The sequence below is a fragment of the Methylobacter sp. BBA5.1 genome, assembly GCF_000746145.1.
Classification (GTDB): Bacteria; Pseudomonadota; Gammaproteobacteria; order Methylococcales; family Methylomonadaceae; genus Methylobacter; species Methylobacter marinus.
Genome location: NZ_JQKS01000002.1, coordinates 163727 through 189675 on the forward strand (window position 1 = coordinate 163727; position 25949 = coordinate 189675).

Here is a 25949-nt window from a genome sequence, read left to right on the forward strand (position 1 = left end):
TTGTAGGCTGGGTTTATCAACCCAGCCTACCAACGTCGGATTTATCGTCTGGCTTGTCGCCATTCCAGCGCACTTTTCAGGATCAACGTCACGATGGCCAGCCCTGCCAGTATCGAGGCGCTGGCGAAGGCGCCGACGAAGTCGTATTCGTTATAGCTGACTTCGACATGCAGCGGCAGCGTGTTGGTCAGGCCGCGGATGTGGCCCGATACGACCGACACGGCGCCGAATTCGCCCATCGCGCGGGCATTGCACAACAATACGCCGTACAGCAGCGCCCATTTGATGTTCGGCAGGGTCACCCAAAAGAAGGTCCGCCAGCCGCTCGCACCCAGCGACAGCGCCGCCTCTTCCTCCTCGCTGCCCATTTCCTGCATCAGGAGAATCAATTCGCGCGCCACGAACGGGAAGGTGATGAACAAGGTGGCCAGGATAATGCCCGGCACCGCGAACAAGACTTTCACGTCATGCGCCGACAGCCACTCGCCGAACCAGCCCTGGGCGCCGAACAGCAGCACGAAGATCAGGCCGGAGATCACGGGCGACACCGAAAACGGCAGGTCGATCAAGGTCGTCAGCAGACTTTTGCCGCGAAACTCGAAGCGCGTGATCGCCCAGGCCGCGGCCACGCCGAACACGGTGTTGAGCGGCACGGTCACCAGGGCCGTCAACAGCGTCAGTTGCATGGCAGCCTGGGCGTCGGGCTGAGTCAACGCCGACCAGTAGGTCTGCCAGCCTTTCGAGAAAGCCTCGATAATGACGATGCCCAAAGGCAGGCATAAAAACAGAACGATAAAGCCGACGGCCACAGCGGTCAGGCTCCATCTGACCCAGTCGGGATCACGCAGCGCCTGCGGTCGCTCAACGGCTTTGGCTTCATTGATAGGGTAAGCGATAGCACTCATGTCGTTATTCTCCTAGAGTTGTCCGGAGCGCTTGCGCACCCACAATTGCAGCAGGTTGATCACCAGCAACAGCAGAAATGAGATGACCAGCATGGTCAGGGCGATCGCCGTGGCGCCGGCATATTCGTACTGCTCCAGTTTGGTGATGATCATCAACGGCACGATTTCGGAGACATAGGGCAGATTGCCGGCGATAAAAATAACCGAGCCGTATTCGCCGACGCTGCGCGCGAAGGCCAGCGCAAAGCCGGTCAGCGAAGCGGGCAGCAGATTGGGCAGGATAATCCGGACAAACACCTGCCGCCGGGTGGCGCCGAGACTGGATGCCGCCTCTTCCATGGTGGAGTCGAATTCCTGCAGCACCGGTTCGACCGTGCGCACGACGAACGGCAGGCTGATGAAGATCAGCGCCACGACGATGCCTAAGGGCTTATAGGCGACCTGCAAGCCGAACATATCCGTCAATAATGTGCCGATGTAGCCATTGGGCTGGTATATCGCCGCCAGCACGATGCCCGCGACCGCCGTCGGCAAGGCGAACGGCAAATCGATCAGCGCATCGAACAGGCGCTTGCCCGGAAACGGATAGCGCACCAAGACCCAGGCAATAATAAAGCCGAACAGGCTGGCGACGGCGGCGGCCGCCAGCGAGGTCACGAAGCTGACGCGGAAGGAGGCGACCACGCGGTCGTTGGTGATGACGGACAGATAGTCCTCCCAGCTCAGCTGGAAACTTTTGAACACCAGCGTGCTTAGGGGGATTAAAACGACCAGCCCCAGATAGAACAGGGTGAAGGCTAGGGTCGGGCGAAAGCCCGGCATGATATTGCTTTGGCTCATGGATTTTTACGCCTTTAGTGGTGGTGAGCATAAACACGGGTATCGTTCCAAATGATGACTAACCACGAAGTTCACGAGGCCTTGTAGGGTACGCACCGCGTACCTTTCTAAATCTTTTTATGTGCTCGAAATGGTACGAGACTGTGAAAGTATTCAATTTAAAGGATTTAACCACGAAGGACACGAAGAGCACGAAGTTTTAAGCTATTGATTAACTTAATTTTTACTTCGTGTCCTTCGTGATCTTCGTGGTGAATTAAGCTTTTTTATGACGTTTTTCACTAATTCTTTCACAGCCTCGTACGCAATGCGTACCCTACAATATGCCGTCGTTCGTGTTCTTCGTGATTAATCAATGCCTTCAGGGCGCATAGATCTGATCGAAGATGGCCTTGTCATCGAAATGCTCTTTTTGTACGTTCGCCCAGCCGCCGAATGCCTGGTCCACGGTCACGCGTTCCAGTTCAGGAAAATTGGCCAGGTCCGCGGCATCGACGACTTTCGGATCGATCGGACGGTAAAAATGCCTGGCCGCCAGTTTCTGGCCGGTCGGCGAGTAAAGGAAATTCAAATAAGCTTCGGCCAGATCGCGTGTGCCGTTTTTATCGACGACCTTGTCGACGACCGTAACCGGCGTTTCGGCCAGAATGCTGACCGGCGGCACGACGATTTCCACTTCGCCCTGGCCCAGTTCCTTAAGCGCCAGATAGGCCTCGTTTTCCCAGGTCAGCAGCACATCGCCGATGCCGCGCTGCAAAAAGGTGGTGGTGGAGCCTCTAGCCCCGGAATCCAGCACCGGCACGTTCTTATACAGTTTCCTGACGAAATCCTTGGCGGCATCCTTCCCGCCGTAGGTTTTCTCGGCGAATGCCCAAGCCGCCAGATAGTTATAACGGGCGCCGCCGGAGGTCTTGGGGTTGGGCGTGATGACCGAGACGCCTTCCTTCACCAGGTCATCCCAGTTCCTGATGCCTTTCGGATTGCCTTTGCGCACCAGGAAAACCATGGTTGAGGTGTACGGAATGCTGTTATTGGGCAGACGCTTTTGCCAGTCCTTGGTCAGCAGTTTGGCGTTCGCGGCGATCTTGTCGATGTCATAAGTAATGGCCAGCGTCAGCACGTCGGCTTCCAGGCCGTCGATCACGGCCCGCGCCTGTTTGCCCGCGCCGCCGTGGGATTGCTGGATATGCACGTCTTCGCCGGTTTTTTCCTTCCAATGCTGGATAAATGCCTGGTTGAATTCCTTGTAGAGTTCCCTGGTCGGGTCGTAGGAAACATTCAGCAGAGTCCGGTCGGCGAGGGCCGCGCCGCTGATCAGGAGGCTCGCCGCCAGCAAACCGGTTTTCAGTCCTGTTTTTGTGCTCATGGTAGATCCTTGTAGGTAAAGAGATAGTAAAAGGTTTTTGAGACGGCTTTTCGGGGCACTTGCCCATTGGCGCAAATGGTACGAAAGCCGGGTTAATAATAGAAACGATATAATTCGAATTTATTATCTAATTTTTAGATAAATCTGCCGGGGAGGCGATCTCGACGGGTTCATCGTGCTTAGCCCCGTGTGTCATTTAAAAATATCGAAGGCATTGAAGCTCAGTTCGACATAGACAAAATCCGAATCATCCGAACTGCTGCCGTTGGCCGCTTCCTGCCGGGCGCGAGTGAAATCGCCGAACGTGTAATGGGTGTAGCCGACGTTGGCGGCGATAAAACGCGTCAGGTGGCAGCGGGCGCGGATATCGAGGCCGTGGCCTAAAAAGTCGCCGCTTTGGCCGGTCCGGTCGCGGTTGAAACTTGAACCGTCCAACAAATTCCTGAAACGGTCGGTCTTGCTGTCCAGCCAGAAGGCGCTGTAACCACTGTCTATTTTTAGCCCCTTGATCGGTTCGAATTCGATTCTGATCTTAGGCGCGATCAGGTTTTCCGGCACCATGTAATCATCCGATGACCAGGGTCTGGCGAAGCCGAAAAAACGTTCGAACCGGTTGTTCTTGTTGTCGTTGGGATCCCGGTCGCCGCTGACATGGCCATAAAAGGCGCTGATTCTGGGTTTCCAGGGGTGCGCCTTGAAGGTATAGCCGACTTCCGAGGTCACCAGGTAGGCGTCATGCTGCCGTCCACTGTCGCGGCCGAATTGATACATGCCGCTGAAGTCGTAATTGATGCCGGTGTCGCCGACCCAGCCGTACAGGCGCAAACCCGTGCCATGAATATCGCGGGCCTGGTTGTTGTTCGCGGCACTAGCGTCTTGCCTGAGCGCCATGTAATAAGGTTCGATCGTGACGATATCGGACCAGCCGCGCCAGTGGCCGATGATAGACGAGAACCATTGGTCCTGGTTCGGCTTGTCGAAATCGGTCATCAGCCGGGTCAAAGGCTGCAGCGCCAGCAAATCGACCGCCCAGTCATTGGCGTCCTGTCCGATACTGGCGCGAAAGCCCTGGAAATTGTTGGTGGTGTTGCGCCAGCGGTTGAGCCCGATCAGACGCCGATCCAGAAATTCGAACGCCATCCGACCGGCCCTGATAAAGGCAGGCCGGGCATTGCCCCGGTCATCGTAGCCCAGCGCGTCTTTGAAATGGAGTTCCCCATAGCCCTGGATCAGTTCGAATTCGTTGACTTCCCGGTTAGAGCGAGGAAATCGGCTGTTATAAACGCGCGCATCCTCGAATTCGGCCACGAACCGGAGCGGGTCCAGAATATCCTTGACGCCCAGATAAGCGCGGGTACGCAGCAAAACCGGCTCGTCCAGGCCGCTGCTGACCGGGCGGCGCAGGTCGTCGTCGCGGCGCTCGTAGCGCATCCGGTAATCCAGGCCGACATTCAGCCAGGTCATGTCTTCGGTGCCCTTGATGCCGGTTTTACTCAAATTGCGCACATACTCAGGCGGATCGGTTTCCCGCCTGGTGCCGTAGCTGCCGGGTTCCACGTAATAACTGGAAGCCTCCTGGTCCGACTTCTCGGCGGCATGCTGAGCCGGACTGATCAACCAACCGCCGACCGCCAGCGCCCAGGCGGTTTTTCTGAAAATAGCCATATTTTGTTCCCCCTTGAATACACAGCCATTTCCGGTTGTCCGGTCCCTCGCTGTTTTTTGTTTTTTAATTGATCTCCGGTGGTCCGGTAGCGGTTGCCGGGCTAGTTGTCCAACACGCCGGGCCTGAGTTTTTCCCGGCGCTCGATCTGCACGACCTTGCCGTCGTGAATGACGATTTCAATCGAGCCGAAGCGGATATCCTCCAGCATGTGCCTGATCCGGCTTGAGATTTCCGCCGCACGCTGTTTTTTCAGATTACTGTTCTCGCTGTTGGCCGCCATGTCCGTGCCTCTTATGGTGTTTGCGGTTTGAATGAATGATTGAACGGTGTGTCTGAGTTAATAGTAATAGACGCCTTTGTTTCTTAAAAACGATAAGATTAGATTTCTATATCTGTTTTTTAGAATTTAAAGCTATAGACCGGGTCGTCCTTCGTCTCTCGGCGATAAATAGACTTTAATAACTAACGGGATTATTTATGGCGCAATACGCAGTGATAGGCCTGGGGCGGTTCGGCACGACCCTGGCGCTTCAGTTGGTAAAGATGGGGCATGATGTCGTCGGCATCGACAGCGACAGGCGCGTCATCGAGATGCTGTCGGATTCGCTGACTTACACCGCCATTGCCGATGTGACGGATGACCATGCCTTAAGGGAGCTAAACCCGATCGATTACGATGCCGTTATCGTGGCGATCGGCGAAAACATGCAGGCGAGCCTGATCTGCGTTGTGCATCTGAAAAACATGGGCATCGAGAACATCTGGGTCAAGGCGACGACCCAGGCGCATCACCTGATCCTAAGCCGGCTGGGCGTCAACCGCATCATTCATCCGGAAGAGGAAATGGGCACACGCACTGCCCAGGCGCTGGCTTATCCGATGATCCGCGAATACATGGCGCTGGGCAACAGGCAATATGTCGTCGAGGTCAAGGTGACCGCCGGATTGGCCGGCACTGCGCTGGCCGAGCTGCTGGAAAGCGTCAAGGACGACGTGTTCGGCATACTGGTGAAACGGCGCGAGCAGTTGATTCCGTGTCCCGCCGCGCAGTTCGTGATCGAAGCGAACGACACCGTGGTTCTGGCCGGTAACAGAACGTCGCTGATGAAGCTCGCGGCCAGATTCGTATAGCGCAATGGTGGACCAGCTCGTCAGCCGCTTCGAAAAAGGCCAATCCTCGTTCAAAAGCCGGGTCCTGAAAGTCAGCCCCCCGGCCCTTCTGACGTCCGGCTATCTGTTGCTGATCGTGCTCGGCGCAAGCCTGCTCAAACTGCCGTTCTCCTCGACCGAACCTGTCACCTGGCTGGAAGCGCTGTTCACATCCACCTCGGCCGTGACGGTGACCGGCCTGGTCGTGGTCGATACCGGCACACGTTATACGGTATTCGGGCAAACCGTCATCGCGCTGCTGATTCAGGCCGGCGGCCTGGGCTTCATGACTTTTTCGGTGCTGACCATCCTGAGCATAGGCAAAAAAATCGGCGTCAGGCATCAATTGCTGGCGCTGGAGGCGTTCAACCAGACCAGCCTGGACAAGATCCGCGAAGTGGCGCGCGCCGTGATTTATTTCGCGCTCACGGTCGAGAGTACCGCCATTGTACTGCTGACCTTGATCTGGAGCGGCGAGCTGGGATGGGCGCGCGCCGCTTATCATGCCTTTTTCTATGCGCTTTCGGCTTTCAATAACGCCGGCTTTGCGCTGTCCGCCGACAATTTAATGCCCTACGCCGGGCATTTGCAGGTCAACCTGATCATCACATTTCTGTTCATCATCGGCGGACTCGGGTTTGTCGTGCTGCAGGACCTGTGGCACACCCGCCGCGGCTGGAAACGATGGCAGCCGTATACGAAACTGATACTGGGCTCCACGGTGATCATCAACCTGGCCGCCTGGCTGCTGATCTGGCTTTTCGAGCGCCATAACCCCGGCACGATCGCAAACCTGCCGCTGGCCGATCAATTGACTGCGGCCTGGTTTCAGGCCGTCACGCCGCGCACGGCCGGCTTCAATACCGTGCCCGTCGAGTCGCTGACCGATCCGACGGCGCTGCTGACGATCCTGCTGATGTTCATCGGCGGCGGCTCGATGAGCACGGCCGGCGGCATCAAGCTGGGCACGTTTATCGTCATGTTCATGACCACCTACGCGTTTCTGGGCCGAAGCGACGATGTCACGATGCTGCGCCGGTCGGTGCCGCGCAATGTGGTCATGAAAGCATTCTCGGTCAGCGTCATCTCGCTGATGCTGGTGTTTGTCGGCACGCTGACGCTGTCGGCGCTGGAAGGCGCTCCGCTGCTCGACATCCTGTTCGAGGTCGTGTCGGCGCTCAGCACGGTCGGCCTGTCGCGAGGCCTGACCGGCGAACTGTCGGCGGCCGGCCAGTGGCTGGTCATGAGTTTGATGTTTCTCGGACGCCTGGGGCCGTTGACGGTGACCTATGTCATCGCCACGCCCCAAAAACGGCGGGTCCGCTATCCGAGCGTGGATATTCAGGTGGGCTGAAAAGTCAGGGCCGGCAAAGCCGGTATGCCTTTACCCTGTCCGCGACGGGAGCGAGGATCCGGGTAGCATCAACTATTTCATAGCGCATGCCATGACATGGATTGCCGGAACTCGTGAGTTTTGATATAGTACCCGCCCCTTATTATACTTACCGCTTTCTATGTCTCGGATCTGGCCTGGTAAGTTTGTTCTTAGCTTTCTATTTATGCATTCAAAATTTGGATTTCTGAGTTACGAAATCAGTCACGTTATCCGTCAACGTTTTAACAAAGCCGCCGAACCGATCGGTTTCACCCACGCCCAATGGCGAGCCCTGGTGCATTTGTCCGAAAATGAAAACTGCCGGCAAATCGACCTGGCGGAAACCCTGGAAATCAAGCCCATTACCCTGGCCCGGCAGATCGACCTGCTCGAGGACTCGGGCCTGGTCCGTCGCAACAAGGACAACGAAGACCGGCGCGCCTACCGCCTGGAACTCATGCCCAAAGCACAACCCATTATGCAGAAACTGTGGAAAATCGCCGACGCCGTGGAAGCGGAAGTGCTTGGCACGCTGACCCGGCAAGAACAAAAACAGATGACCGCACTGCTTGAACGTATTAAGACCGGGCTGTCAACCAAGCCGGTCGATAAGAAGGATTAAATTTCATGGTTTCCTCTACCGCTCCATCGATAAACAATCGGCCGTTTCAATTTCTGGCCGCTCTGCCTCTGCGCTTTCCCTGGCTGATCCTGCTGCTGTGCATCATTCTCAGCGGCGCCAGCCTCACCTATACGGTCCGCAACCTGAGCATTAATACCAACACCTCGGAACTGTTGGCGCCGGATTTGCCGTTCGTGCAGGTCAGGATGAAACTGGAGCAGGCGTTTCCGCAGGATGCCGCGTCCATTATCGTGGTCGTCGAATCAACCACGCCGGAACAGACGGCCATGGCCGCCGAGGCTGTGAACAAGCGCCTGCAAACCCAGTCCGCGCTGTTCCAGTCGGCCTATATTCCGGAGGACAATCCCTTTTTCCGACGGCAGGGCTTTTTGTACCTGGGCCTCGATGCGCTGGAAAATCTGTCCGACAAACTCGTCGACGCCCAGCCTTTTATCGGCTATCTGTCCAAGAATTACCATGTGGCCGGCCTGACCGACATCCTGTCGCTGGCGCTGGAAGACAAACAGCAGGAGCAGTCCCTGCCGCTCGATCCGCTGCTGGGCGCGATCGACCGGGCGCTGGTCGCGGTCAAGGCGGGCCAGCCGCATTATGTTTCCTGGCAGCGACTGCTAACCGAGGAAAACTTTGGCCGCGATCAGACCCGGCGCCTGATCATCGCCAAGCCGCATATGGATTTTGACGAACTGTTGCCGGCCGGAAAGCCGATGAACTACCTGCGGGGACTGGCCGCCGAGATGGCCCATGAGCACCCGGGCGTCAGCCTGAGCTTCACCGGCGAAGTCGCCCTGGAGCATGAGGAAATGGAAAGCGTCAATCAGGGCATGATCGTATCAGGCGCCATCTCGCTGCTGCTGGTCTGTCTCATGCTTTGGCTGGGCCTGCGTTCTTTCCGGCTGTTGTTCGCGACCTTCGTGGCATTGATCGGCGGCCTGGTGCTGACGGCCGGCTTCGCGACCCTGACGGTCGGCCATCTCAATCTGATATCCGTGTCTTTTGCGGTGCTTTATATCGGCCTGGGCGTCGATTTCGCCACGCATTTATGCCTGCATTACCAGGAATGCCGCCGGCAGGGCCTGGCCGCCGATGAAGCCATCCTGGAAAGCATGCATACGGTGGGGCCGTCGCTATTCTTGTGTGCATTGACGACGGCCATCGGTTTTTTTGCGTTTATCCCCACCGATTTCAAGGGCGTATCGGAACTGGGCGTCATCGCCGGGGGCGGCATGTTCATCGGTCTGGCCGTTTCGCTGAGCCTGCTGCCGGCAATACTGAAAGTCATGCCGATCAAGGCATGGCCGGCAAAAGATGGCGCCACGCTGCCGGGCTGGGTCTATGGATTCCCGTTCCGCCATGCCCGGGCCATCCGCCTCGGCGCCCTGGTCGTTGCCATCCTGGCCAGCTTCACGCTCACGCAAGTGACGTTCGATACCAATCCGATCAACCTGCGCGATCCCAACACCCAGTCCGTGGTCGCCTTCAAGAAACTGCTGCAATCAAAAACCGACTCGCCTTTTGCCGTCTCCGCGCTGACCGACAACCTGACGCAGGCCGACCGCCTGGCCGCCGAATTTGCCCGGTTGCCGAGCGTGCACGAAGCGGTCACCCTGAGCAATCTGGTGCCTGAACAGCAGGATGAAAAGCTCGAGATTATCGACAATCTGAACCTGATCATGCCAGGTCAGCTCGACCGGTTCGAGCGCGCGCCGGAGCCGTCCGACGTGCGCGCCGCGCTGGTCAAGCTGGACCATGCCCTGCAGCAGGCCGCCGCCCAGCCGACGCCGCGCGTTTCGCCCGAACTGCTCGCCGGAATGCATCAGAATGTGCAGGCCTTCATCCAGCACGCCGACAGCCGGGATAATCCTGCCGCCGCTTATGCCGCGCTGGAACACAGCCTGTTCAGACTGCTGCCCCATACCATGCTGATGCTGCGCGACGGCCTGACGGCGTCGGGCATCGGCCTGGACGACCTGCCGGATGCCGTCCGCTCCCAGTGGGTCAGCGACAATGGTTTGTACCGTGTACTGGTCATGCCGAAACAAGATCTTAACAATCCGCAGCATCTCAAGACCTTCGTCAATGAAACCATGGCGACCCACTCCTCGATATTCGGCTTGCCGGTCGGCGACGTGACATCCGGCCAGGCGATTGTGGACGCCTTTATTCAGGCTTTTGCCAGCGCCCTGGCCCTGATCATCCTGCTGCTGTTGGCGATGACGCGCAGCCTGAAATCGACGCTGCTGATCATTACGCCGCTACTGCTCGCGGCCCTGCTGACCGCCGCCTGCAATGTGCTGCTGAACAATCCGTTCAATTTCGCCAATATCATCGTCCTGCCGTTGCTGCTGGGCATGGGCGTCGACAGCGGCATCCACATGGTGCACCGGCTGCAGCATCCGCAAAGCGATGCCGTCGATCTGCTGCAATCGAGTTCCGCGCGCGGCGTGTTTTTCAGCGCCTTGACGACTTTGTGCAGCTTCAGCAGCCTGGCCTTTAACTCCCATCTGGGAACGGCGAGCATGGGGCTATTGCTGTCCATCGGCATCGCCCTGACGATTATTTGCAGCCTGCTGGTATTGCCGGCTTTGAGTTATAGAAAATAAGCGCGGGAATAGGATCTGGCTAAAAATAACGTCCTGAAATTGGAATCCCGCACGGGATGTGCCGATCAGAAGCAGATATTCCAGGCGGCGCAGTGAAGCGCATCGCTCGCGAACGATACCCTAAAGGGCACAAGTGCGCCTCCTGGCGTCGGCACATCCTATTACTCAGTTTACATAAGCCATAAAACCCAATAAAACCGATGTTGTTGCCATGCAGCGACATCGTTGATTTATAAAGGTTTTTCAGAGTCGGTATAAAGTCGGGCGGCGAACCGTGGAAAACAGGGACAGCCCTGCGTATCCTACGGCTGGACGGCTGCCGTTGATTGCCAGGACCTTCGCGCGGGGTGACAAAATAACAGTCATCGTCATATAATACCCGCCACTTACTATATTAATGACTTGTTATTTACATCCCACATCAGGTTGTTAAAACCTTAGTCATCACAGCTCGATAACCGGCATCGCCTGAACAGGCGTGCATTGCAAAAACCAGTCTACGCCCTTGAAACTATCCAGCCTGCTTGACAAGACAGCCCGCTTGTTCCGTAAACAAGCGATCACCCGGCCACCGGATCAGCATTATGAAACCGACCGGCAAATGCTGATCCGGATCGCGCGGCAGTTTGCGCTGCTGTTTATCGTGATCTTGCTGCTCGACGAGATACTGGAGTTCGTTATTGAAGTCCTGCACTTTATTTTCGAATTGCTGCATCTGTTTATCGAGGCCATCGAAGAATTTGTCGAGTCAGTTCTGGAGCTCCTTCTGAATACCGGGCACCACGCCAGCGAAACCATCATCGTCAATACGGTGCTGGTCGTCATGATATATGGACTGTATCGCTTCTATCGCGCCTGGCCGCGCCTGTATCGCCGCTCAAAAAGAAACCGACTGGCGGCCTGGCTGCGCTATAAAAGACGTAAAGCCCGCCACTGGCGCGCACGGCCCCGGAACCAAAAAATAAAACTGATCGCGGCTTATACCGCCGGCACCGCTTTGCTGCTGTTCTGGCTGACGCTGTAATTGCCAACCTGTTTCCCAACCACTTTCAAACCCCATCATGAACCATAAACACTACCCACCTTAGTCTTCATACTATTGCTCTTACACTCATTCATCAAACGACGGCACGGGCCGTCAACCCTTTTGTATAGACAGGAACACTATGCTCTTTTTATCGAAAAAACAGGACTGGCTGGGTAACATCCGCGGCGATCTGCTGGCCGGTACTGTCGTCGCACTGGCGCTGATCCCCGAGGCCATCGCCTTTTCCATCATTGCCGGCGTGGACCCCAAGGTCGGACTCTACGCCTCGTTCTGCATCGCGGTCATCACCGCCTTCGTCGGCGGCCGGCCCGGCATGATCTCGGCCGCGACCGGCGCGATGGCGCTGCTGATGGTGACCCTGGTCAGGGAGCACGGCCTGCAATACTTACTGGCGGCAACCCTGCTGACCGGTGTCCTGCAAATCATCGGTGGCTACCTGAAAGTCGGCAGCCTGATGAGTTTTGTCTCGCGCTCGGTTGTGACCGGTTTCGTCAATGCCCTGGCGATCCTGATCTTTATGGCGCAGCTGCCGGAATTGACCCACGTCACCTGGCACGTCTACGCCATGACGGCGGCGGGCCTGGCGATCATTTATCTGTTTCCGTACATTCCGGCGATCGGCAAGTCGGTGCCTTCGCCGCTGGTCTGCATTGTCGTTTTGACCGGTGTCGCCATCTATCTGAACCTGGACATCCGCACGGTCGGCGACATGGGCCAGCTGCCTGATGCCCTGCCGGTGTTTTTGTGGCCCGAGGTGCCGCTGACGCTGGAAACCCTGCAGATCGTTTTCCCTTATTCGGCCGGACTCGCCATGGTCGGCCTGCTGGAGTCGCTGATGACCGCGACCATCGTCGACGATCTGACCGACACGCCCAGCGACAAGAACCGCGAGTGCAAGGGCCAGGGCCTGGCCAATATCGGCGCGGGGCTTTTGGGCGGCATGGCCGGCTGCGCGATGATCGGCCAGTCCGTGATCAATATCAAATCCGGCGGACGCGGGCGTTTGTCGACGCTGACGGCGGGCACCTTCCTGCTGATCATGGTGGTGTTCCTGGATGCCTGGATATCACTGATACCGATGGCGGCGCTGGTGTCGGTCATGATCATGGTCTCGATCGGCACCTTCAGCTGGCGTTCCATCATCAACCTGAAGGAACACCCCCTGTCCACCAACATCGTCATGGTGGCGACCGTGATTGTCGTGGTCTGGACCCATAACCTGGCGGCCGGCGTGTTCGTCGGCGTGCTGCTGGCGTCCTTGTTCTTCGCCAACAAGATCAGCCACTTCATGTATGTCGATTCGGATCTGGACGAAGAGAGCCATACACGCACCTACCATGTGATCGGCCAGGTGTTCTTCAACTCGGCCGACAAATTCTGTGCGGCATTCGACTTCAAGGAAGCCGTCGACAAGGTCGTGATCGATTTGCACCGCGCGCATTTTTGGGATATCTCTGCGGTCTCGGCGCTGGACAAGGTGGTCATTAAATTCCGGCGCGAAGGCGCGGACGTGGAAATGATCGGTCTGAACGAAGCCAGCACGACAATCATCGACCGCTTCGGCATCTACGATAAACCCGAAGAAATAGAAAAAATCATGGGAGGTCATTAATGAATACTGATAGCAACAGGGTTTTGGCATGCATCGACGGTTCGGCGCTCACTGAGTCGGTCTGCGATTACGCGGCCTGGATCGCACAGCGCGTCGATGCGCCGCTGAAGCTGCTGCATACGATCGATCATCATCCCGAGACGGCGCCGACCTCGGATCTGTCCGGCAACATCGGCCTGGACAGCCGCGATCATCTGCTGGAGGAGATCATCAGCCTCGAGCAGCAGCGCAGCAAGTTACGGCTGCAACAAGGCAAGCTGCTGCTGCAGACGGCCAGGGAGCGTGTCATGCGGGCCGGCATCGCCGAGCCCCTGACCAATCAGCGCCACGGCAGCCTGGTCGAGTCGCTGATCGAACTCGAGGACAGCATGCGCGTGCTGGTCATCGGCCTGCGCGGCAAAGTGCACGAGAACCAGCCGGACAAGATCGGCGCCAAGCTCGAGTCCATCATCCGCTCGCTGCATAAGCCGATCCTGGTCGTCAACCAGGCATTCAAGGCGCCGCGGCGCATCATGCTCGCCTATGACGGGAGCAAGGCGGCCGAGAAAGCCGTCGACATGGTCGCGACCAGCCCCTTGTACAAAGGCATGGTCTGCCATCTGGTGTACGTCAGCAAGGACGAGAACGGCAAGGGGCAACTGCTCGATCTGGTCGCCAACAAGCTCAGGCAGGCCGGCGATATCGAAGTCATCGCCAAGAAACTGACCGGCAAGCCCGATCAGGTGCTGTTCGAGTACCAGGAGACCCATGACCTCGACATGACGGTCATGGGCGCGTTCAGCCATACCCGCCTCCACGACCTGCTGCTGGGCAGTTTTACGACCAGAATGCTGCTGAACAGCAAAAAGCCGCTGTTGTTGCTCAGGTAAGGTTCGCGGTCGGTTGTTCGTACGGCCGGTCCATTCCTATTTCGGAATGAACCGTAGGGGCGGACCTGCGTGTCCGCCCTGTGTCCGGTGCGCGACGGTTTACCGGGAAACCATTGGCCGAGGGTGAACCGTTGGGCAAAATGTTACCGAAACAACCGTCAGGCCCCTGTCGTTTGGCGGTTGAAGAAATGATGCGAATTACAGCCATGTTCCGTCATCCCGACCAAGATTTCTGCAACAAAATCACATCGTTACCAACAAAATCGACCTGACACCCTGTCTGACTCGCCCACCAGATAAAGGTCTCGCGCGAGAAAAAGCACACATGGGTGGGGTCCTGTTTGTAGTGCCAGCGGCTGAAGGCCGCCTGGTCGATGACCATTTTCGTCATCAACCCCAGCCAGCCGCCCGGCCGCAGCAGCGCCAGCAGTGTGGTCAGGGTCTCGCCGGGTATGAACAGATGCTCCGCCACTTCGCTGGCGGTAATGAAATCGTAGCGCCGGCGCAGTACCGCTGTGTCGGCGGCATAGTAGGGATCGTAGATGGCCATGTCGTAGCCCGCCTCGCTAAACATCAGCGACAGCGTCGGCCCCGGACCGCTGCCGAAGTCCAGACCTGTCGCCGGCGCCGGCACCCGCTCGCACATCGGGATGAAGAGCCGCGACAGGAAGCGGCGGTAGCCGGCGTCGCGCGGATCGTTCCTGTGCAGATCGTAGTACGCCTTCTCCGCCTCCGGCGACAGGCGATACTGCGGCGGCACGAAAACCAGCCGGCAGCGGTTGCATTGGTGATAGGCGCGGCGCGCATCCTGATGATAAAAAACGCTGCAGTCGTGCCGGCACAGTGGACAATGCATGGTTTATGCTCCTAAACAGTGGTTCGGGGGGCATTATGCGTCATTTTCAGCGGCCAGTCCTTCAGGCTGCGGCGGATGCGCCCCTGTTTGTCCGCCACCCGTTTCTTGATGTCGATCATATCACTCTCCCGCGGGCGATGCGCTTCACTGTATCGCTTGCTCTGGGTCAGCTCAATCCTGTCGAAGCGCAATCCAATCACTTCCATTTCGCGCCAATGCCTATTAGAATGCGCCCCCCCTGCGTCATTCAAGATTCATGCATAAGGAAAACCGCTTTTGGAAATTTTTTTCGTTTTCGGCCGGCTGGTGCTGTCGTCGGTGTCCAACGTCTTTCAGAAACAGCTGTCGCATCACGGCCTGCATCCCTTTTACATCGTCGCCACCACCTATGCCGTGCTGGCGCTTCTCTCTCTGCCATTCCTTTTCAGCGCCGCATTTTCCCATCTGACTCCGTCGTTCTGGATCAATGTGCTGCTGGCGTCCCTGTTCGATGTCGGCGGCTGGATGTTTCTGGTGATGTCCCTGTCCAAAACCGACCTGTCGGTGTTCGGTCCGCTCAATGCCTACAAAGTCATCATATCCATGCTGCTGGCGCTCGTTTTTCTGGGCGAGGTGCCGACCGCGCAAGGCTTTGCCGGCATCCTGATTATCGTCGCCGGCAGCTTCCTGCTGCTGCCGCCGTCGGCCGGCACGGCGCAGGACCGGTTCGCCCGGCTATGGCGCGATCGCGGCGTGCAGGCCCGGTTCCTGTCCATTTTGCTGTTTTCGATCGGCACGATTTTTCTGAAAGGCTCGCTCGAGCATTCCGGCCCGCTGGAGACGCTGATCTTCTGGTCATTGTTCGGATTGCCGCTGATCCTTTTGGCCAACAGGTTCCTGACCACGGAACGGCTGGCGGACAACATCAGGAATTCGCAGCCGCATGTCCTGCCGATCACGGCCGTCGGCCTGACAGTATTCGTCATGCAATACCTGACGCTGGTGCTGATGTCGCAAATGCTGATTGCCTATACGCTGGCCTTGTTTCAGCTCGGCATGCTGCTGCAGGTCTTCCTCGGCTACCGGATCTTCAACGAGCCGGATCTGCTGCGCAGACTGGCGGCGAGCCTGGTCATGATCGCGGGAAGCCTGCTGGTGCTGCAGGTCAATTGACCTGCTCCGGCCTGAAAATTGCCTGTGAATGATTCGGGCTTTCAGGTGTCAAAAAATCGTTTAACGCACCGAACCAGAACGGGTATCAACATGGAACAACTGAAAATTGACCTACACAGCACAGTGACGGCCTTGAGCAGTTCACTGGATCTGGTCGGCATCGACGAAGTCAAGCACGGCAAGCGCGTCGCGATCATGGCCAAGAACGTGGCCCGGGAACTGGGCTGGAGCAAGGCCGACTGCCTGACGCTGATGCACGCCGGCATGCTGCACGACTGCGGCGTCTCCCGGGTGCAGGAGCACCGCCTTATATCCGAAACCCTGGAGTGGGACGGCGCGGAGGCGCATTGTATCCGCGCCGACGCCTACTTACGAGCCTGCGCGCCGCTGGCCCATCTGGCCATCGACGTCCGCTACCATCACACGCGCTGGGAGAAATTGCAGAGCTTGCCTTTGAATGAAACCACGCGCTTGCGCTCGAACCTGATCTATCTTGCCGACCGCGCCGACACGCTGCAACTGCCTTATATCGGCAGCGAACAGATTCTGCTGGAATACCCGGCCATCGTCGATTATGCCAGAAAGCAGGCCGGCCGCATGTTCGCGCCCGAACTGGTCGAAGCCTTCGCCCATGCCGCCGACGAGGAAGCCTTCTGGCTGTCCATGGACCCGGAGTATCTGGACGAGGAACTGGCTGAGTTCAAGAGTCATCAGACTCAGATTACGCTGAATATGGATGAACTGCGCGCACTGGCGCTGCTGTTCTCGCGCATCGTCGACGCCAAAAGCCACTACACCGAGGAACACTCCGAGCGCGTCGCCAAGATCGCGCGCTACCTGGCCGAACAGCTGGGCAGGACGGGACCGGTGCTGGACCTGATCGAAATCGCGGGCCTGCTGCACGACATCGGCAAGCTGCGCGTCGACGAGGCCATTATCGAAAAGCCGGGGCCGCTGACCGATCGGGAATACGCCTGCATCCGCCGGCACAGCTATGACACTTATCGGATTCTGCGGCGCGTATTCGGCCACACGCCGATACCGGTCTGGGCCGGCTATCACCATGAAAATCTGCTCGGCCTGGGCTATCCGTTCAAGCGCGCGCCCAAAGAGATCCATCTGGAAGCGCGCATCATCAGCGTTGCCGATATTTTTCAGGCGTTCGCACAGCACCGCTCGTACCGCGGCCGGCTGGCGAAGGATGAAATTATCGGGCATTTGCAGGCACTCGTCGCGCAAGGCCGGCTCGATGCGCAGGTCGTCGGCGCGCTGATCGACCATGCCGACGAATGCTACCGGCTGGCGACGGCTTGAGCCTTCAGCCGGAATCCGCCTGCCTACTCAGCACCAGCAGACGGTTGTTGGCCGGCATCGCGACATCGTCCACCAGCTGCAACCCGATCGAGGCCGCCAAAGCCTTGACCGCTTCGAAATCCCGGATGCCGCTGAGCGGGTCCCTGCTCTTCAGCCACTGGTCGAACCGGGCGTTGCTGTCGCTGGTATAACGGCCTTGATAGTTGAAAGGCCCGTAAATGCATACCGGCGCGTCCGGGGCCAGGTATTGGCCCAGGCGGTCAAAGAAAACCTGAACCTGCCGCCAGCTCATGATGTGCAGCGTATTGGCCGTGAACAGCGCCTCGATACGAGTGCACGGCCATGCGGCATCGGTCACGTCGAGGATCAGCGGCGGCCTCAGATTCGCCAGCCCTGCCGCCTGCCGCCACAGCTCGATGCCGGCGATATTCTCCTGCCGGTCGGTCGGCTGCCAGTTGACATGCGGCAGCTGCCCGGCAAAATAGCAGGCGTGCTGCCCCGTGCCGCTGCCGATTTCCCAGACCGTAAGCGGCCGGCTGAAAACAGGGCGGATCACCCGAAGAATGGGGTCTTTATTGTTCTCGCAAGCTTGGGAAAAGGGTCTGTTGGTCATGGCCATTCAAAGGATTTGTTCACCTGCCAATGATAAGTTTTTTGGACGCTTCATGGAACCCGGAGCAATAAAACTCAGCCGATAGTTGTAGAATTTAATCCGCTGTTTAATGATACCCTGCTACTAATTCATCTGATTCATCGCTAAAAATGGACGTAAAACCGATCACCAGCATGGCGCAAGTCGATGCCGGAACCTGGAACCGGCTGGCCGGGGACGGCTATCCATTTCTGCGCCACGAATTCTTGCTGGCACTGGAGCAGAGCGGCTGCGCGGCGGCCGAAACCGGCTGGTCGCCGCATCATTTGCTGATGCTGCGGAATGATGTGCCGCGGGCCTGCATGCCGCTGTACCTGAAGACGCACTCGCGCGGCGAATATGTGTTCGACCAGCAGTGGGCGCACGCCCATCAGCAGTGCGGCCTGAATTATTACCCGAAATGGCTGACCGCGATTCCGTTCACGCCCTGCCAGGGGCCGCGCATGATGGTCGATGAATCGGCCGACGCGCAGGAAGTCACGCGCCTGCTGGTTGCCTTCATCAAGCAGTTATCCGAACAGAACGGCATCTCCTCCTGGCATTGCCTGTTTCCCGAGCCAGAGCAGGCGCAATGGCTGCGCGACCAGGGATTGAGCCTGCGCGAAAGCGTGCAGTTTCACTGGCTCAACCGGGGCTACCGCGATTTCGATGACTTCCTGCAAACCTTCAGTTCAAGCAAGCGCAAGATGATCAAACGCGAGCGCCGGCGGGTCTGCGAACAAGGCATCGAGCTGCGCCGGCTCAGCGGCCGTGAAGTCAGTCCGGCGCAGTGGCAGGCGTTCTTTCAGTTCTACACGATGACCTATCTGAAAAACGGCATGTCACCCTACCTGAACCTGGCCTTTTTCGAGCAGCTGGCGGCGACGATGGGCGAAAAGTTGCTGCTGGTGCTGGCGGTCAAGGACGATCAATACGTCGGCGCGGCATTGAGCGTGATCGGCGCCGATACGCTCTACGGCCGCTATTGGGGCTGCTATGAAGAATACAACAACCTGCATTTCGAAGCCTGTTACTATCAGGGGCTGGAATATTGCATCGCGCACGGCCTGAAGCGCTTCGACTCCGGCGCCCAGGGCGAACATAAAATCGCTCGGGGATTCGAGCCGGTCACGACCTGTTCGGCGCATTGGCTCAAGGATGCCGAATTTGCCAGGGCCGTGGAACATTTTCTGCATGAAGAACGACAAGCCGTGGCGCTTTATAAGCAGGATGCGGCGACCTATCTGCCGTTTAAAAAAGACTAGTTAAAACTAAAAAAGATCTGTTACAGTCAGAAATAATTGTTTTTTAACCAGCACGAGAGGAGCGTTTATGTCCGACTTTAAAAAATACCGGTGCAGCGTTTGCGGTCATATCTATGATGAAGCGGAAGGCGATTTCGATACAGGCATAGAACCGGGGACGCGCTTTGAGGACATACCCGACGACTGGCGCTGTCCTGAATGCGGCGCCGAGAAAAGCGCTTATGAGTTGATGGAATAATCCCGTACCTTAAAGAGAACCGTATGCATATTGTTATCATCGGCTCCGGCGTGGGCGGCGTCAGCTTCGCGGAAAAATACCGCGCATTGTGTCCCGATGCGCGGCTTACGCTGATCACGCGCGAGAATGACGGCTATTATTCGCGGCCGCTGCTGTCGCGGGGCTTCAGCACCGACACTATCGAACAGTCCATCATCCTGAAACCCTTCGACAAGCTGCGCGCGCAGAGTATCGACATCATCAGCGCCGCCGAAGTCACGGCCATCAATCCGGCCGAGCGGACCGTCGCCGTCAACGGCCCCGATCAACAGACCCTGCTGTCGTACGACAAGCTGATACTGGCGCAGGGTTCCTCCGCTTTCATCCCGCCGCCGTTCAGGCCTTATGATGAGCTGTTTTTCCGCTTGAACAATCTGGTCGATCTGAAAAAGCTGCGCCGGTTCCGGCAAGGCTTTCTGGACCGGAACCGGCGGCCTGCCTGGGCCATCATCGGCGGCGGCCTGATCGGCTGCGAGGTGGCCTCCGACCTGGCCGTTTCGGGCGACCCGGTAACGCTGTATCATGCCTCGGGCCGGCTCATGGAGCGCCAGCTGGTCACGGAGGACTCGGTATCCCTGCTGAACGTGCTCAAAGGCTCGGGCGTGAAAGTCTTGTTGCACCAGGCGGTGCAGGGCTTTTCGCGGGAAGGCGATAAAGTCAGCGTCAATACCGACGTCTCGGCCGCTTTTGATGCCGTGATCGTGGCCACCGGCTTCAAGCCGCGCACGGAGCTGGCCGAACAGGCGGGCCTGGAAACGGGCCGAGGCATCAAGGTCAATCAGCGGCTGCAGACCTCGGACGAACATATCTACGCGCTCGGCGATGTCGCCGAACTGCCGAACGGCAAGCTATACGCGTTTATTCTGCCGATCCGCAACCAGGCCTTATGGCTGGCCGGCTTCCTGGCCGGCCAGGAAAGCGGAGACTGGCAGCCGCCGGCTTTCAATCCGAAAGCCAAAGTGCACGGTTTCGAAGCGACCCATCCTTATCTTTTCTAACATCGTAGCGTAGGGTATGCAATGCATACCCTACGTTGGCTATCTATGACTTATTTAGACTCATCCTTGCATTCTGGGCGATAATAGGCGACTGAAGTCGCCCCCACCGGGCCGTTTAATATTGATCAGTACCATGACCCGACACCGTTACGCCGACGACGAAATCGCCGCCGTCTACCGCGCCATTTACGAACGCCGCGATATGCGCCACTTCCTGCCCGACCCGGTTGATCCCGAAGTCCTGAAGCGCCTGCTGCAGGCCGCGCATCACGCACCCAGCGTCGGCTTCATGCAGCCGTGGCGGTTCGTGCGCATCAGCGATCCCGGTCTGCGCAATGCACTGCATGCGCTGGTCGAGCAGGAGCGCATCAATACGGCCCGGGCTTTGGGCGAGCGCGAGGACGAGTTCATGAAGCTGAAGGTGGAAGGCATACGCGAATGCGCGGTCGTGCTGGTGGCCGCCTTGTGCGAACGGCGCGAGCACTACATTTTCGGCCGGCGCACGCTGCCGGACATGGATCTGGCCTCCCTGGCCTGCGCGATACAAAACCTGTGGCTGGCGGCCAGGGCGGAAGGCCTGGGGATGGGCTGGGTGTCCCTGTTCGAGCCCGAACACGTCAAAGCCCTGCTGAAGATGCCCGAAGACAGCCAGCCCGTAGCGATCCTGTGCCTGGGCCATGTCGCCGAATTCTACGACAAGCCGATGCTGGAACAGGCGCAATGGGCCGAGCGCAAGGATCTGGACACTTTATTATTTGAAAATACCTGGGATACACCGTGCCGCTGAATTTCTCCATCGCCCCGCTCTCGTCAACGCTTCGCCCCGCCCTGCAGCAAAAAATCGACCAGAAGACCAAGCCTTTGGGGGCGCTGGGCCTGCTCGAAACACTGGCGCTGCGGATCGGCCTGATCCAGAACACCCTGACGCCCCGCCTGAACAAGCCCTGCCTCATCGTTTTCGCGGGCGATCACGGCGTGGCCGAAGCCGGCGTCAGCGCCTATCCGCAGGCCGTGACCGCGCAAATGGTCGCCAATTTTCTGGCCGGCGGCGCGGCGGTCAGCGTGTTCGCGCGCCAGCACGGCATGGAACTGCTGGTCGTCGATGCCGGCGTCAATGCCGATCTGGACAGCCATCCGGCGCTGATCGGCGCCAAGATAGCCAAGGGCACGCGCAACTTCCTGACGGAACCGGCCATGACCGACCGGCAATGCCTGGAAGCCCTGCAAACGGGCGCGGAAATTGTCTCAAGCCAGCACAAGCTGGGCTGCAACTGCATCGGCTTCGGCGAAATGGGCATCGGCAACACCTCGTCCGCCGCCCTGCTCATGCATGTGCTGACGGGACTGCCGCTGGAACAATGCGTAGGCCGCGGCACCGGCCTGAACGACGAACAACTGAGCAACAAGGTCGCGGTATTGCGGCAGGCGCTGGAGCGGCACCCGGCCATTACCGAACCCCTGGCGGCCCTGACGACGTTCGGCGGCTTCGAGATCGCCATGATGACCGGCGCCTATCTGAAGGCGGCCGAGCTGGGCATGCTGATCCCGGTCGACGGCTTCATCGCCGGCAGCGCCCTGCTCGTGGCCAGCCGGCTGCATCCGCAGGTGCTCGATTATTGCGTGTTCAGCCATGTCTCGCGCGAACAGGGGCATCAGGCGCTGCTTGAGCACTTCAATGCACGTGCGCTTATCAATCTGGACCTGCGGCTCGGCGAAGGCTCCGGCATCGCCCTGGCCTATCCGCTGCTGCAGTCGGCCGTGCTGATGCTGAATGAGATGGCATCGTTCGATGAGGCCGGGGTTGATCATTAAAAATCCTCAGCATGCAACTGAAACTTTAATAAGTTCCATCAATCGGTTAATCTGGCAGTGAATTCCTTCCTGAGTTTCGCATCCTATTGACCATTGACTATACAATTGCGTAACCGGAGTATAAAACCATGCAGCACATTATCAATTTACCCCATGAAATGGTGGAGCAGATCAACCATTTACCGAATCCTGATCAATTCATCTATGACGCCATCCGTCGCGCGCTGGAAGCACGGCAAAAACCGTCAAAATGGGCGCAGCTTGCCGAGCGCATTGCCGAAAATCCTATTGATCTGGAAGAGCATACCGAGCAATTCAAGCAGGATATGAAAGAATTCAAGCAAGATTTTGCCTTTAAATCCGAATGAATTATTTACTCGACTCCAACACGCTGTCAGACCTTTATAATGCGTCGGCTTTAGCGCACCCTAAAATTCTGCAGCGCCTATCAATGCTCACTGATGCCGACAAAGTCTGTTTTTCGGTACTGTCGCTCTATGAATTTGAATACGGTTTCGCCAATGCGCCGGAAAGTAAAAAACTCCGTATTCGGCAAAAAATCATTCAAATGCAAAAAGATTTTTGCTGTTTACCCTTGACTCCCCAAGGAGCCGAGCTTTTCGGTTTGTTAAAAAAATCCATCAAGGATTTGCGTAACCTCAATCAAGAGAATCTTAAAAAACACAATATAGACTTGATGATGATCTCGACCGCAATCACGGAAAATTGCATGCTGGTCAGCGCCGACAAAATTTTTACCGATATCCAAACTGTTTTTGCAGATTTAAGTACCGAAGACTGGACAATCTGAAAGACAGTCATGCCCCATCCAAGACTTTTCCTGCTGGCCCTCGGTTTCTACACGCGCCTGCCCGTGCCCCAAAAGCTGGATTACAGGCAGCTGCCCGAAGCCGCGGTTTACCTGCCGCTGGTCGGCTGGCTGGTCGGCGGGCTGTCGGCAGCGAGTTTTTATCTGGCCGATGGGCTGTGGCCGCAGCAGACAGCCGTCATCATGGCGCTTGTTGCAGGCATTCTTGTTACCGGCGCCTTCCATGAAGACGGCTTCGCCGATGTCTGCGACGGCTTCGGCGGCGGCTTCGACAAGCCGCGCATACTGGAGATCATGAAGGACCCGAGGACAGGCAGCTATGGCGTACTCGGCCTGGTGCTGCTGCTGGCGCTGAAGATCAGCGTGCTCGGCGCGCTGCCGGCGGCCGCCGTGCCGTTGTTGTTGCTTGCAGGGCACAGCTTCAGCCGGCTGCCGCCCTTGCTGATCATGCGCCGTTACGCTTATGCGCGCATCGACCACAGCAAGGCCGGCGCCGCCGTTTTCAGGCCCGGCATCGCCGGTCTGCTGTTTGCGGCAAGCCTGGCTTTAGTGCCTTTGCTGCTGCTGCCGGCCTTCTGCTGGCTGGCGATCCTGCCCGTGCTGGCTGCCGACTGGCTGTTGGGGCGTTATTTTTACCGCCGTATCGGCGGCTATACCGGCGATTGCCTCGGCGCCAGCCAGCAGATCGCCGAAACCGTTTTTTATTTGAGTGTGAGTATTTTATGGACATTTATCTGATTCGCCATACCAACACGGCCGCGGAACCGGGGCTTTGCTACGGCCACAGCGACATCGGTCTGGCCGACAGTTTTGCCGACGAGGCCCAGGATCTGCATGACAAACTGCCCGAGTTCGATGCCGGCTGCAAGGTGTTTAGCAGCCCGCTGACGCGCTGCCTGGAGCTGGCCAAAACCTTTTCGGAAGCCGTGACCACCGATGAGCGCCTGAAGGAGCTGCATTTCGGCGATTGGGAAGGGCGACGCTTCGACGATATCGATGCCGATGCCGTGCAAAACTGGACCAATGATTTCGTCAAGGCCGCGCCGCCGAACGGCGAGAATTTCGAGGATCTGTACCTGCGCGCGGGCGGCTTCTGGCAGGATCTGGCGACGGTCAAGGCTGAGCAGGTGCTGGTCATCACCCATGCGGGCGTGATCCGCGCCCTGCTGGCGCGCGCCCTGAACATGCCCTTGGCCAATTCGTTCCAATTGCGCATCGACGCCGGCTCCGTGCATAAGCTGCGGCACAGCGTCGATTTCACTTACGTGGATTACATCAACTTGTAAATGAAGTTTGTAGGGTACGCATCGCGTACGAGGCTGTGAAAGAATTAGTGAAAAACGTCATAAAAAGCCTTATTCACCACGAAGATCACGAAGGACACGAAGAAAAAATTAAGTTAATCAAAAACTTAAAACTTCGTGCTCTTCGTGTCCTTCGTGGTTAAACCCTTTAAATTGAATACTTTCACAGTCTCGTACCTTTTGGGGTGTTAGGTCATCAAAAATGGTACGCGATGCGTACCCTACGCTTCATGGTAAAAATATTTAACCCTTGCATGACATCAGTTTATTCATGAAGCACGGCGGCAATATCTACCGGTTCGCTCAAAACCTGGGCTGCCTGCCCCGGCAGGTGCTGGATTTCTCGGCCAATATCAACCCGCGGCAGGCGGCAACGCTGGACTGTCTGCAGCAGGTGCAGCTCGGCCCTTATGCCGATCCGCATTACGGCTTGTTGAAACAGGCGCTGCAGGAACGCTACCCCGGCCCGCCCGGCGCCGATATCGAAGTCTTCAACGGCGCCAGCGCGGCCATTTTTGCCCTGCTGCGCTTTCTGCAGCCCGACGATCTGGTCTTGTACGCGCCGCTCTATGGCGAATATGCGCATATCGCCGGCGAGCTCGGCTGCCGGCTGCATACCATCGACCGGTTTGTCGATCCGGCGGCCGATGTCCCGCGAGGCAGCACGGTCATTTTCGTCAATCCATCGACGCCGGACGGCCGGCTTTACGACCTGAAGGACTGGCTGGACAAATGGCGGGCCGCCGACTGCACGATCATCATCGACGAGTCGTTTCTGGACTTTTGCCTACAGGACGTAGGCAAGGGGCGTGAGCATGACTGCATGAATGCAGGAGGTATACCCTCTGGGGCACAAGGGGCAATGCCGGGAGCGATTGCTGAGGAGCGGAAGCTTTGTGAAAATAAATCGGTCGCCGGCCATATCGGACACTACGACAAACTGTACCTGATCAAATCGCTGAGCAAATTTTACGGCTGCGCCGGCATCCGCATCGGCTTTGTCATGGCGGCCAGTCCGGCGATCGAAGCGCTGAAACGCCTGGAGCCGGCCTGGAAACTGTCCAGCCTCGACATGGCTTACATGCAGCAGGCGCTGGCAAATACGGCTTTTATCGGACAGACCCGCCGGCAGACAAGCGAACTGCGCGGGCAGTTGCATCGAGCCCTGTCGGACTGCGGCCTGTTCCGGCGCATTTATGACGGACAGGCCAATTTCCTGCTGGCGGAACTGGCCGGCATGGACGGCTATCAATTGCAGGAGAAACTCGCGCCGTCGCGCATCCTGATCCGCGTCTGCGATAATTTTACCGGGCTGACCCGCTATCATGTGCGCTTTGCCGTCAAGGACGAACAGGCGATTGCCGAGCTGGCGCGATGCCTGAATACGATAACCTCTGAACTTTAATATTAACCACGAAGAACACAGAGAACACGAAGT

At 57.8% G+C, this 25949-nt stretch carries 27 protein-coding genes; 19 read left to right on the plus strand and 8 right to left on the minus strand.

Features of this window, described 5'->3' with window-relative positions; translation table 11 throughout:
* Positions 1-41: 41 nt before the first annotated feature.
* The 5 genes from cysW to EK22_RS01815 form a co-directional block, all read right to left on the minus strand.
* Positions 42-905, minus strand: a complete 864-nt coding sequence (cysW, locus tag EK22_RS01795; protein ID WP_036247457.1) for a sulfate ABC transporter permease subunit CysW — start codon at positions 903-905, stop codon at positions 42-44.
* 12 nt (positions 906-917) lie between these two features.
* Positions 918-1745: a sulfate ABC transporter permease subunit CysT gene (gene cysT / locus EK22_RS01800; protein WP_036247460.1), complete on the minus strand. Its 828-nt coding sequence runs from the start codon at positions 1743-1745 to the stop codon at positions 918-920.
* A gap of 361 nt (positions 1746-2106) precedes the next feature.
* Positions 2107-3111: a sulfate ABC transporter substrate-binding protein gene (locus EK22_RS01805; protein ID WP_036247463.1), complete on the minus strand. Its 1005-nt coding sequence runs from the start codon at positions 3109-3111 to the stop codon at positions 2107-2109.
* A gap of 192 nt (positions 3112-3303) precedes the next feature.
* Complete coding sequence (locus EK22_RS01810) at positions 3304-4776, minus strand: alginate export family protein (RefSeq protein ID WP_036247466.1); 1473 nt, start codon at positions 4774-4776, stop codon at positions 3304-3306.
* Between the two features lie 101 nt (positions 4777-4877).
* The gene (locus EK22_RS01815; protein WP_020158582.1) at positions 4878-5057 is read right to left on the minus strand and encodes a YezD family protein; all 180 of its coding nucleotides are present in this window, start codon (positions 5055-5057) and stop codon (positions 4878-4880) included.
* Positions 5058-5254: 197 nt separating this feature from the next.
* Between EK22_RS01815 and EK22_RS01820 the strand changes: the two genes are divergently transcribed.
* From EK22_RS01820 to EK22_RS01850, 7 genes are all read left to right on the plus strand, one after another.
* Positions 5255-5908, plus strand: coding sequence for a potassium channel family protein (locus tag EK22_RS01820; protein ID WP_020158583.1), 654 nt, complete (start codon positions 5255-5257; stop codon positions 5906-5908).
* A gap of 4 nt (positions 5909-5912) precedes the next feature.
* Positions 5913-7280: a TrkH family potassium uptake protein gene (locus EK22_RS01825; RefSeq protein WP_020158584.1), complete on the plus strand. Its 1368-nt coding sequence runs from the start codon at positions 5913-5915 to the stop codon at positions 7278-7280.
* 205 nt (positions 7281-7485) lie between these two features.
* Entirely contained in the window at positions 7486-7923 is a 438-nt protein-coding gene (locus tag EK22_RS01830; protein WP_020158585.1) for a MarR family winged helix-turn-helix transcriptional regulator, read from the plus strand.
* A gap of 5 nt (positions 7924-7928) precedes the next feature.
* Entirely contained in the window at positions 7929-10544 is a 2616-nt protein-coding gene (locus EK22_RS01835; protein ID WP_036247468.1) for an MMPL family transporter, read from the plus strand.
* A 505-nt stretch (positions 10545-11049) separates the two neighbouring features.
* Positions 11050-11568: a hypothetical protein gene (locus EK22_RS01840; protein WP_036247470.1), complete on the plus strand. Its 519-nt coding sequence runs from the start codon at positions 11050-11052 to the stop codon at positions 11566-11568.
* 142 nt (positions 11569-11710) lie between these two features.
* Positions 11711-13204 (plus strand): SulP family inorganic anion transporter, encoded by a 1494-nt coding sequence (locus EK22_RS01845; RefSeq protein ID WP_036247472.1) that lies wholly within the window; start codon positions 11711-11713, stop codon positions 13202-13204.
* Positions 13204-14073 carry a universal stress protein gene (locus EK22_RS01850; protein WP_036247474.1) on the plus strand — a complete coding sequence of 290 codons (870 nt, stop codon included), beginning with the start codon at positions 13204-13206 and terminating at the stop codon, positions 14071-14073. The genes EK22_RS01845 and EK22_RS01850 overlap by 1 nt, the downstream gene beginning before the upstream one ends.
* A gap of 214 nt (positions 14074-14287) precedes the next feature.
* Here EK22_RS01850 and EK22_RS01855 read toward each other — a convergent pair whose 3' ends face one another.
* On the minus strand, positions 14288-14929 hold the full coding sequence (locus tag EK22_RS01855; protein WP_036247476.1) for a class I SAM-dependent methyltransferase: 642 nt from the start codon (positions 14927-14929) through the stop codon (positions 14288-14290).
* An 11-nt stretch (positions 14930-14940) separates the two neighbouring features.
* Positions 14941-15135, minus strand: a complete 195-nt coding sequence (locus tag EK22_RS01860; protein ID WP_036247479.1) for a hypothetical protein — start codon at positions 15133-15135, stop codon at positions 14941-14943.
* Between the two features lie 70 nt (positions 15136-15205).
* Between EK22_RS01860 and EK22_RS01865 the strand changes: the two genes are divergently transcribed.
* Together EK22_RS01865 and EK22_RS01870 are read left to right on the plus strand one after the other, a co-directional pair.
* The gene (locus EK22_RS01865; protein ID WP_036247482.1) at positions 15206-16081 is read left to right on the plus strand and encodes a DMT family transporter; all 876 of its coding nucleotides are present in this window, start codon (positions 15206-15208) and stop codon (positions 16079-16081) included.
* A 90-nt stretch (positions 16082-16171) separates the two neighbouring features.
* A complete protein-coding gene (locus EK22_RS01870; protein ID WP_036247632.1) occupies positions 16172-17395 on the plus strand; it encodes an HD domain-containing phosphohydrolase in 1224 nt (407 codons plus the stop codon).
* 4 nt (positions 17396-17399) lie between these two features.
* On the opposite strand, the gene EK22_RS01875 is transcribed toward EK22_RS01870, so the two are convergent.
* Complete coding sequence (locus tag EK22_RS01875) at positions 17400-18008, minus strand: DUF938 domain-containing protein (protein ID WP_036247634.1); 609 nt, start codon at positions 18006-18008, stop codon at positions 17400-17402.
* Positions 18009-18157: 149 nt separating this feature from the next.
* Here EK22_RS01875 and EK22_RS01880 point away from each other — a divergent pair, with 149 nt between their 5' ends.
* From EK22_RS01880 to EK22_RS01925, 10 genes are all read left to right on the plus strand, one after another.
* A complete protein-coding gene (locus tag EK22_RS01880) occupies positions 18158-19291 on the plus strand; it encodes a GNAT family N-acetyltransferase (protein WP_036247485.1) in 1134 nt (377 codons plus the stop codon).
* A gap of 67 nt (positions 19292-19358) precedes the next feature.
* Positions 19359-19529, plus strand: coding sequence for a rubredoxin (locus EK22_RS01885; protein WP_020158596.1), 171 nt, complete (start codon positions 19359-19361; stop codon positions 19527-19529).
* Positions 19530-19552: 23 nt separating this feature from the next.
* A complete protein-coding gene (locus tag EK22_RS01890; RefSeq protein WP_036247487.1) occupies positions 19553-20566 on the plus strand; it encodes an NAD(P)/FAD-dependent oxidoreductase in 1014 nt (337 codons plus the stop codon).
* A gap of 133 nt (positions 20567-20699) precedes the next feature.
* On the plus strand, positions 20700-21353 hold the full coding sequence (gene bluB / locus EK22_RS01895; RefSeq protein WP_036247489.1) for a 5,6-dimethylbenzimidazole synthase: 654 nt from the start codon (positions 20700-20702) through the stop codon (positions 21351-21353).
* A complete protein-coding gene (gene cobT, locus EK22_RS01900) occupies positions 21344-22378 on the plus strand; it encodes a nicotinate-nucleotide--dimethylbenzimidazole phosphoribosyltransferase (protein WP_036247491.1) in 1035 nt (344 codons plus the stop codon). The genes bluB and cobT overlap by 10 nt, the downstream gene beginning before the upstream one ends.
* A 128-nt stretch (positions 22379-22506) precedes the next feature.
* Positions 22507-22746, plus strand: a complete 240-nt coding sequence (locus tag EK22_RS01905) for a hypothetical protein (protein WP_020158600.1) — start codon at positions 22507-22509, stop codon at positions 22744-22746.
* Complete coding sequence (locus tag EK22_RS01910; RefSeq protein ID WP_036247494.1) at positions 22743-23189, plus strand: type II toxin-antitoxin system VapC family toxin; 447 nt, start codon at positions 22743-22745, stop codon at positions 23187-23189. The genes EK22_RS01905 and EK22_RS01910 overlap by 4 nt, the downstream gene beginning before the upstream one ends.
* A 9-nt stretch (positions 23190-23198) precedes the next feature.
* Positions 23199-23945 carry an adenosylcobinamide-GDP ribazoletransferase gene (gene cobS, locus EK22_RS01915; protein WP_036247497.1) on the plus strand — a complete coding sequence of 249 codons (747 nt, stop codon included), beginning with the start codon at positions 23199-23201 and terminating at the stop codon, positions 23943-23945.
* Positions 23930-24493, plus strand: coding sequence for an alpha-ribazole phosphatase (cobC, locus tag EK22_RS01920; protein ID WP_036247500.1), 564 nt, complete (start codon positions 23930-23932; stop codon positions 24491-24493). The genes cobS and cobC overlap by 16 nt, the downstream gene beginning before the upstream one ends.
* Before the next feature lie 268 nt (positions 24494-24761).
* On the plus strand, positions 24762-25916 hold the full coding sequence (locus EK22_RS01925) for an aminotransferase class I/II-fold pyridoxal phosphate-dependent enzyme (protein ID WP_081917725.1): 1155 nt from the start codon (positions 24762-24764) through the stop codon (positions 25914-25916).
* Positions 25917-25949 lie beyond the last annotated feature (33 nt).

What these genes read in the sequence shown, in the direction of transcription:
- cysW (WP_036247457.1), bottom strand. Translation starts at nt 905, where the DNA reads ATGAGTGCTATCGCTTACCCTATCAATGAAGCCAAAGCCGTTGAGCGA.
- EK22_RS01875 (WP_036247634.1), bottom strand. Translation starts at nt 18,008, where the DNA reads ATGACCAACAGACCCTTTTCCCAAGCTTGCGAGAACAATAAAGACCCC.
- EK22_RS01825 (WP_020158584.1), top strand. Translation starts at nt 5,913, where the DNA reads ATGGTGGACCAGCTCGTCAGCCGCTTCGAAAAAGGCCAATCCTCGTTC.
- EK22_RS01845 (WP_036247472.1), top strand. Translation starts at nt 11,711, where the DNA reads ATGCTCTTTTTATCGAAAAAACAGGACTGGCTGGGTAACATCCGCGGC.
- EK22_RS01820 (WP_020158583.1), top strand. Translation starts at nt 5,255, where the DNA reads ATGGCGCAATACGCAGTGATAGGCCTGGGGCGGTTCGGCACGACCCTG.
- bluB (WP_036247489.1), top strand. Translation starts at nt 20,700, where the DNA reads ATGACCCGACACCGTTACGCCGACGACGAAATCGCCGCCGTCTACCGC.
- cysT (WP_036247460.1), bottom strand. Translation starts at nt 1,745, where the DNA reads ATGAGCCAAAGCAATATCATGCCGGGCTTTCGCCCGACCCTAGCCTTC.
- EK22_RS01860 (WP_036247479.1), bottom strand. Translation starts at nt 15,135, where the DNA reads ATGGAAGTGATTGGATTGCGCTTCGACAGGATTGAGCTGACCCAGAGC.
- EK22_RS01815 (WP_020158582.1), bottom strand. Translation starts at nt 5,057, where the DNA reads ATGGCGGCCAACAGCGAGAACAGTAATCTGAAAAAACAGCGTGCGGCG.
- EK22_RS01910 (WP_036247494.1), top strand. Translation starts at nt 22,743, where the DNA reads ATGAATTATTTACTCGACTCCAACACGCTGTCAGACCTTTATAATGCG.
- EK22_RS01830 (WP_020158585.1), top strand. Translation starts at nt 7,486, where the DNA reads ATGCATTCAAAATTTGGATTTCTGAGTTACGAAATCAGTCACGTTATC.
- EK22_RS01870 (WP_036247632.1), top strand. Translation starts at nt 16,172, where the DNA reads ATGGAACAACTGAAAATTGACCTACACAGCACAGTGACGGCCTTGAGC.
- EK22_RS01880 (WP_036247485.1), top strand. Translation starts at nt 18,158, where the DNA reads ATGGACGTAAAACCGATCACCAGCATGGCGCAAGTCGATGCCGGAACC.
- EK22_RS01905 (WP_020158600.1), top strand. Translation starts at nt 22,507, where the DNA reads ATGCAGCACATTATCAATTTACCCCATGAAATGGTGGAGCAGATCAAC.
- cobS (WP_036247497.1), top strand. Translation starts at nt 23,199, where the DNA reads ATGCCCCATCCAAGACTTTTCCTGCTGGCCCTCGGTTTCTACACGCGC.
- EK22_RS01890 (WP_036247487.1), top strand. Translation starts at nt 19,553, where the DNA reads ATGCATATTGTTATCATCGGCTCCGGCGTGGGCGGCGTCAGCTTCGCG.
- cobC (WP_036247500.1), top strand. Translation starts at nt 23,930, where the DNA reads ATGGACATTTATCTGATTCGCCATACCAACACGGCCGCGGAACCGGGG.
- EK22_RS01855 (WP_036247476.1), bottom strand. Translation starts at nt 14,929, where the DNA reads ATGCATTGTCCACTGTGCCGGCACGACTGCAGCGTTTTTTATCATCAG.
- EK22_RS01885 (WP_020158596.1), top strand. Translation starts at nt 19,359, where the DNA reads ATGTCCGACTTTAAAAAATACCGGTGCAGCGTTTGCGGTCATATCTAT.
- EK22_RS01805 (WP_036247463.1), bottom strand. Translation starts at nt 3,111, where the DNA reads ATGAGCACAAAAACAGGACTGAAAACCGGTTTGCTGGCGGCGAGCCTC.
- EK22_RS01835 (WP_036247468.1), top strand. Translation starts at nt 7,929, where the DNA reads ATGGTTTCCTCTACCGCTCCATCGATAAACAATCGGCCGTTTCAATTT.
- EK22_RS01850 (WP_036247474.1), top strand. Translation starts at nt 13,204, where the DNA reads ATGAATACTGATAGCAACAGGGTTTTGGCATGCATCGACGGTTCGGCG.
- EK22_RS01810 (WP_036247466.1), bottom strand. Translation starts at nt 4,776, where the DNA reads ATGGCTATTTTCAGAAAAACCGCCTGGGCGCTGGCGGTCGGCGGTTGG.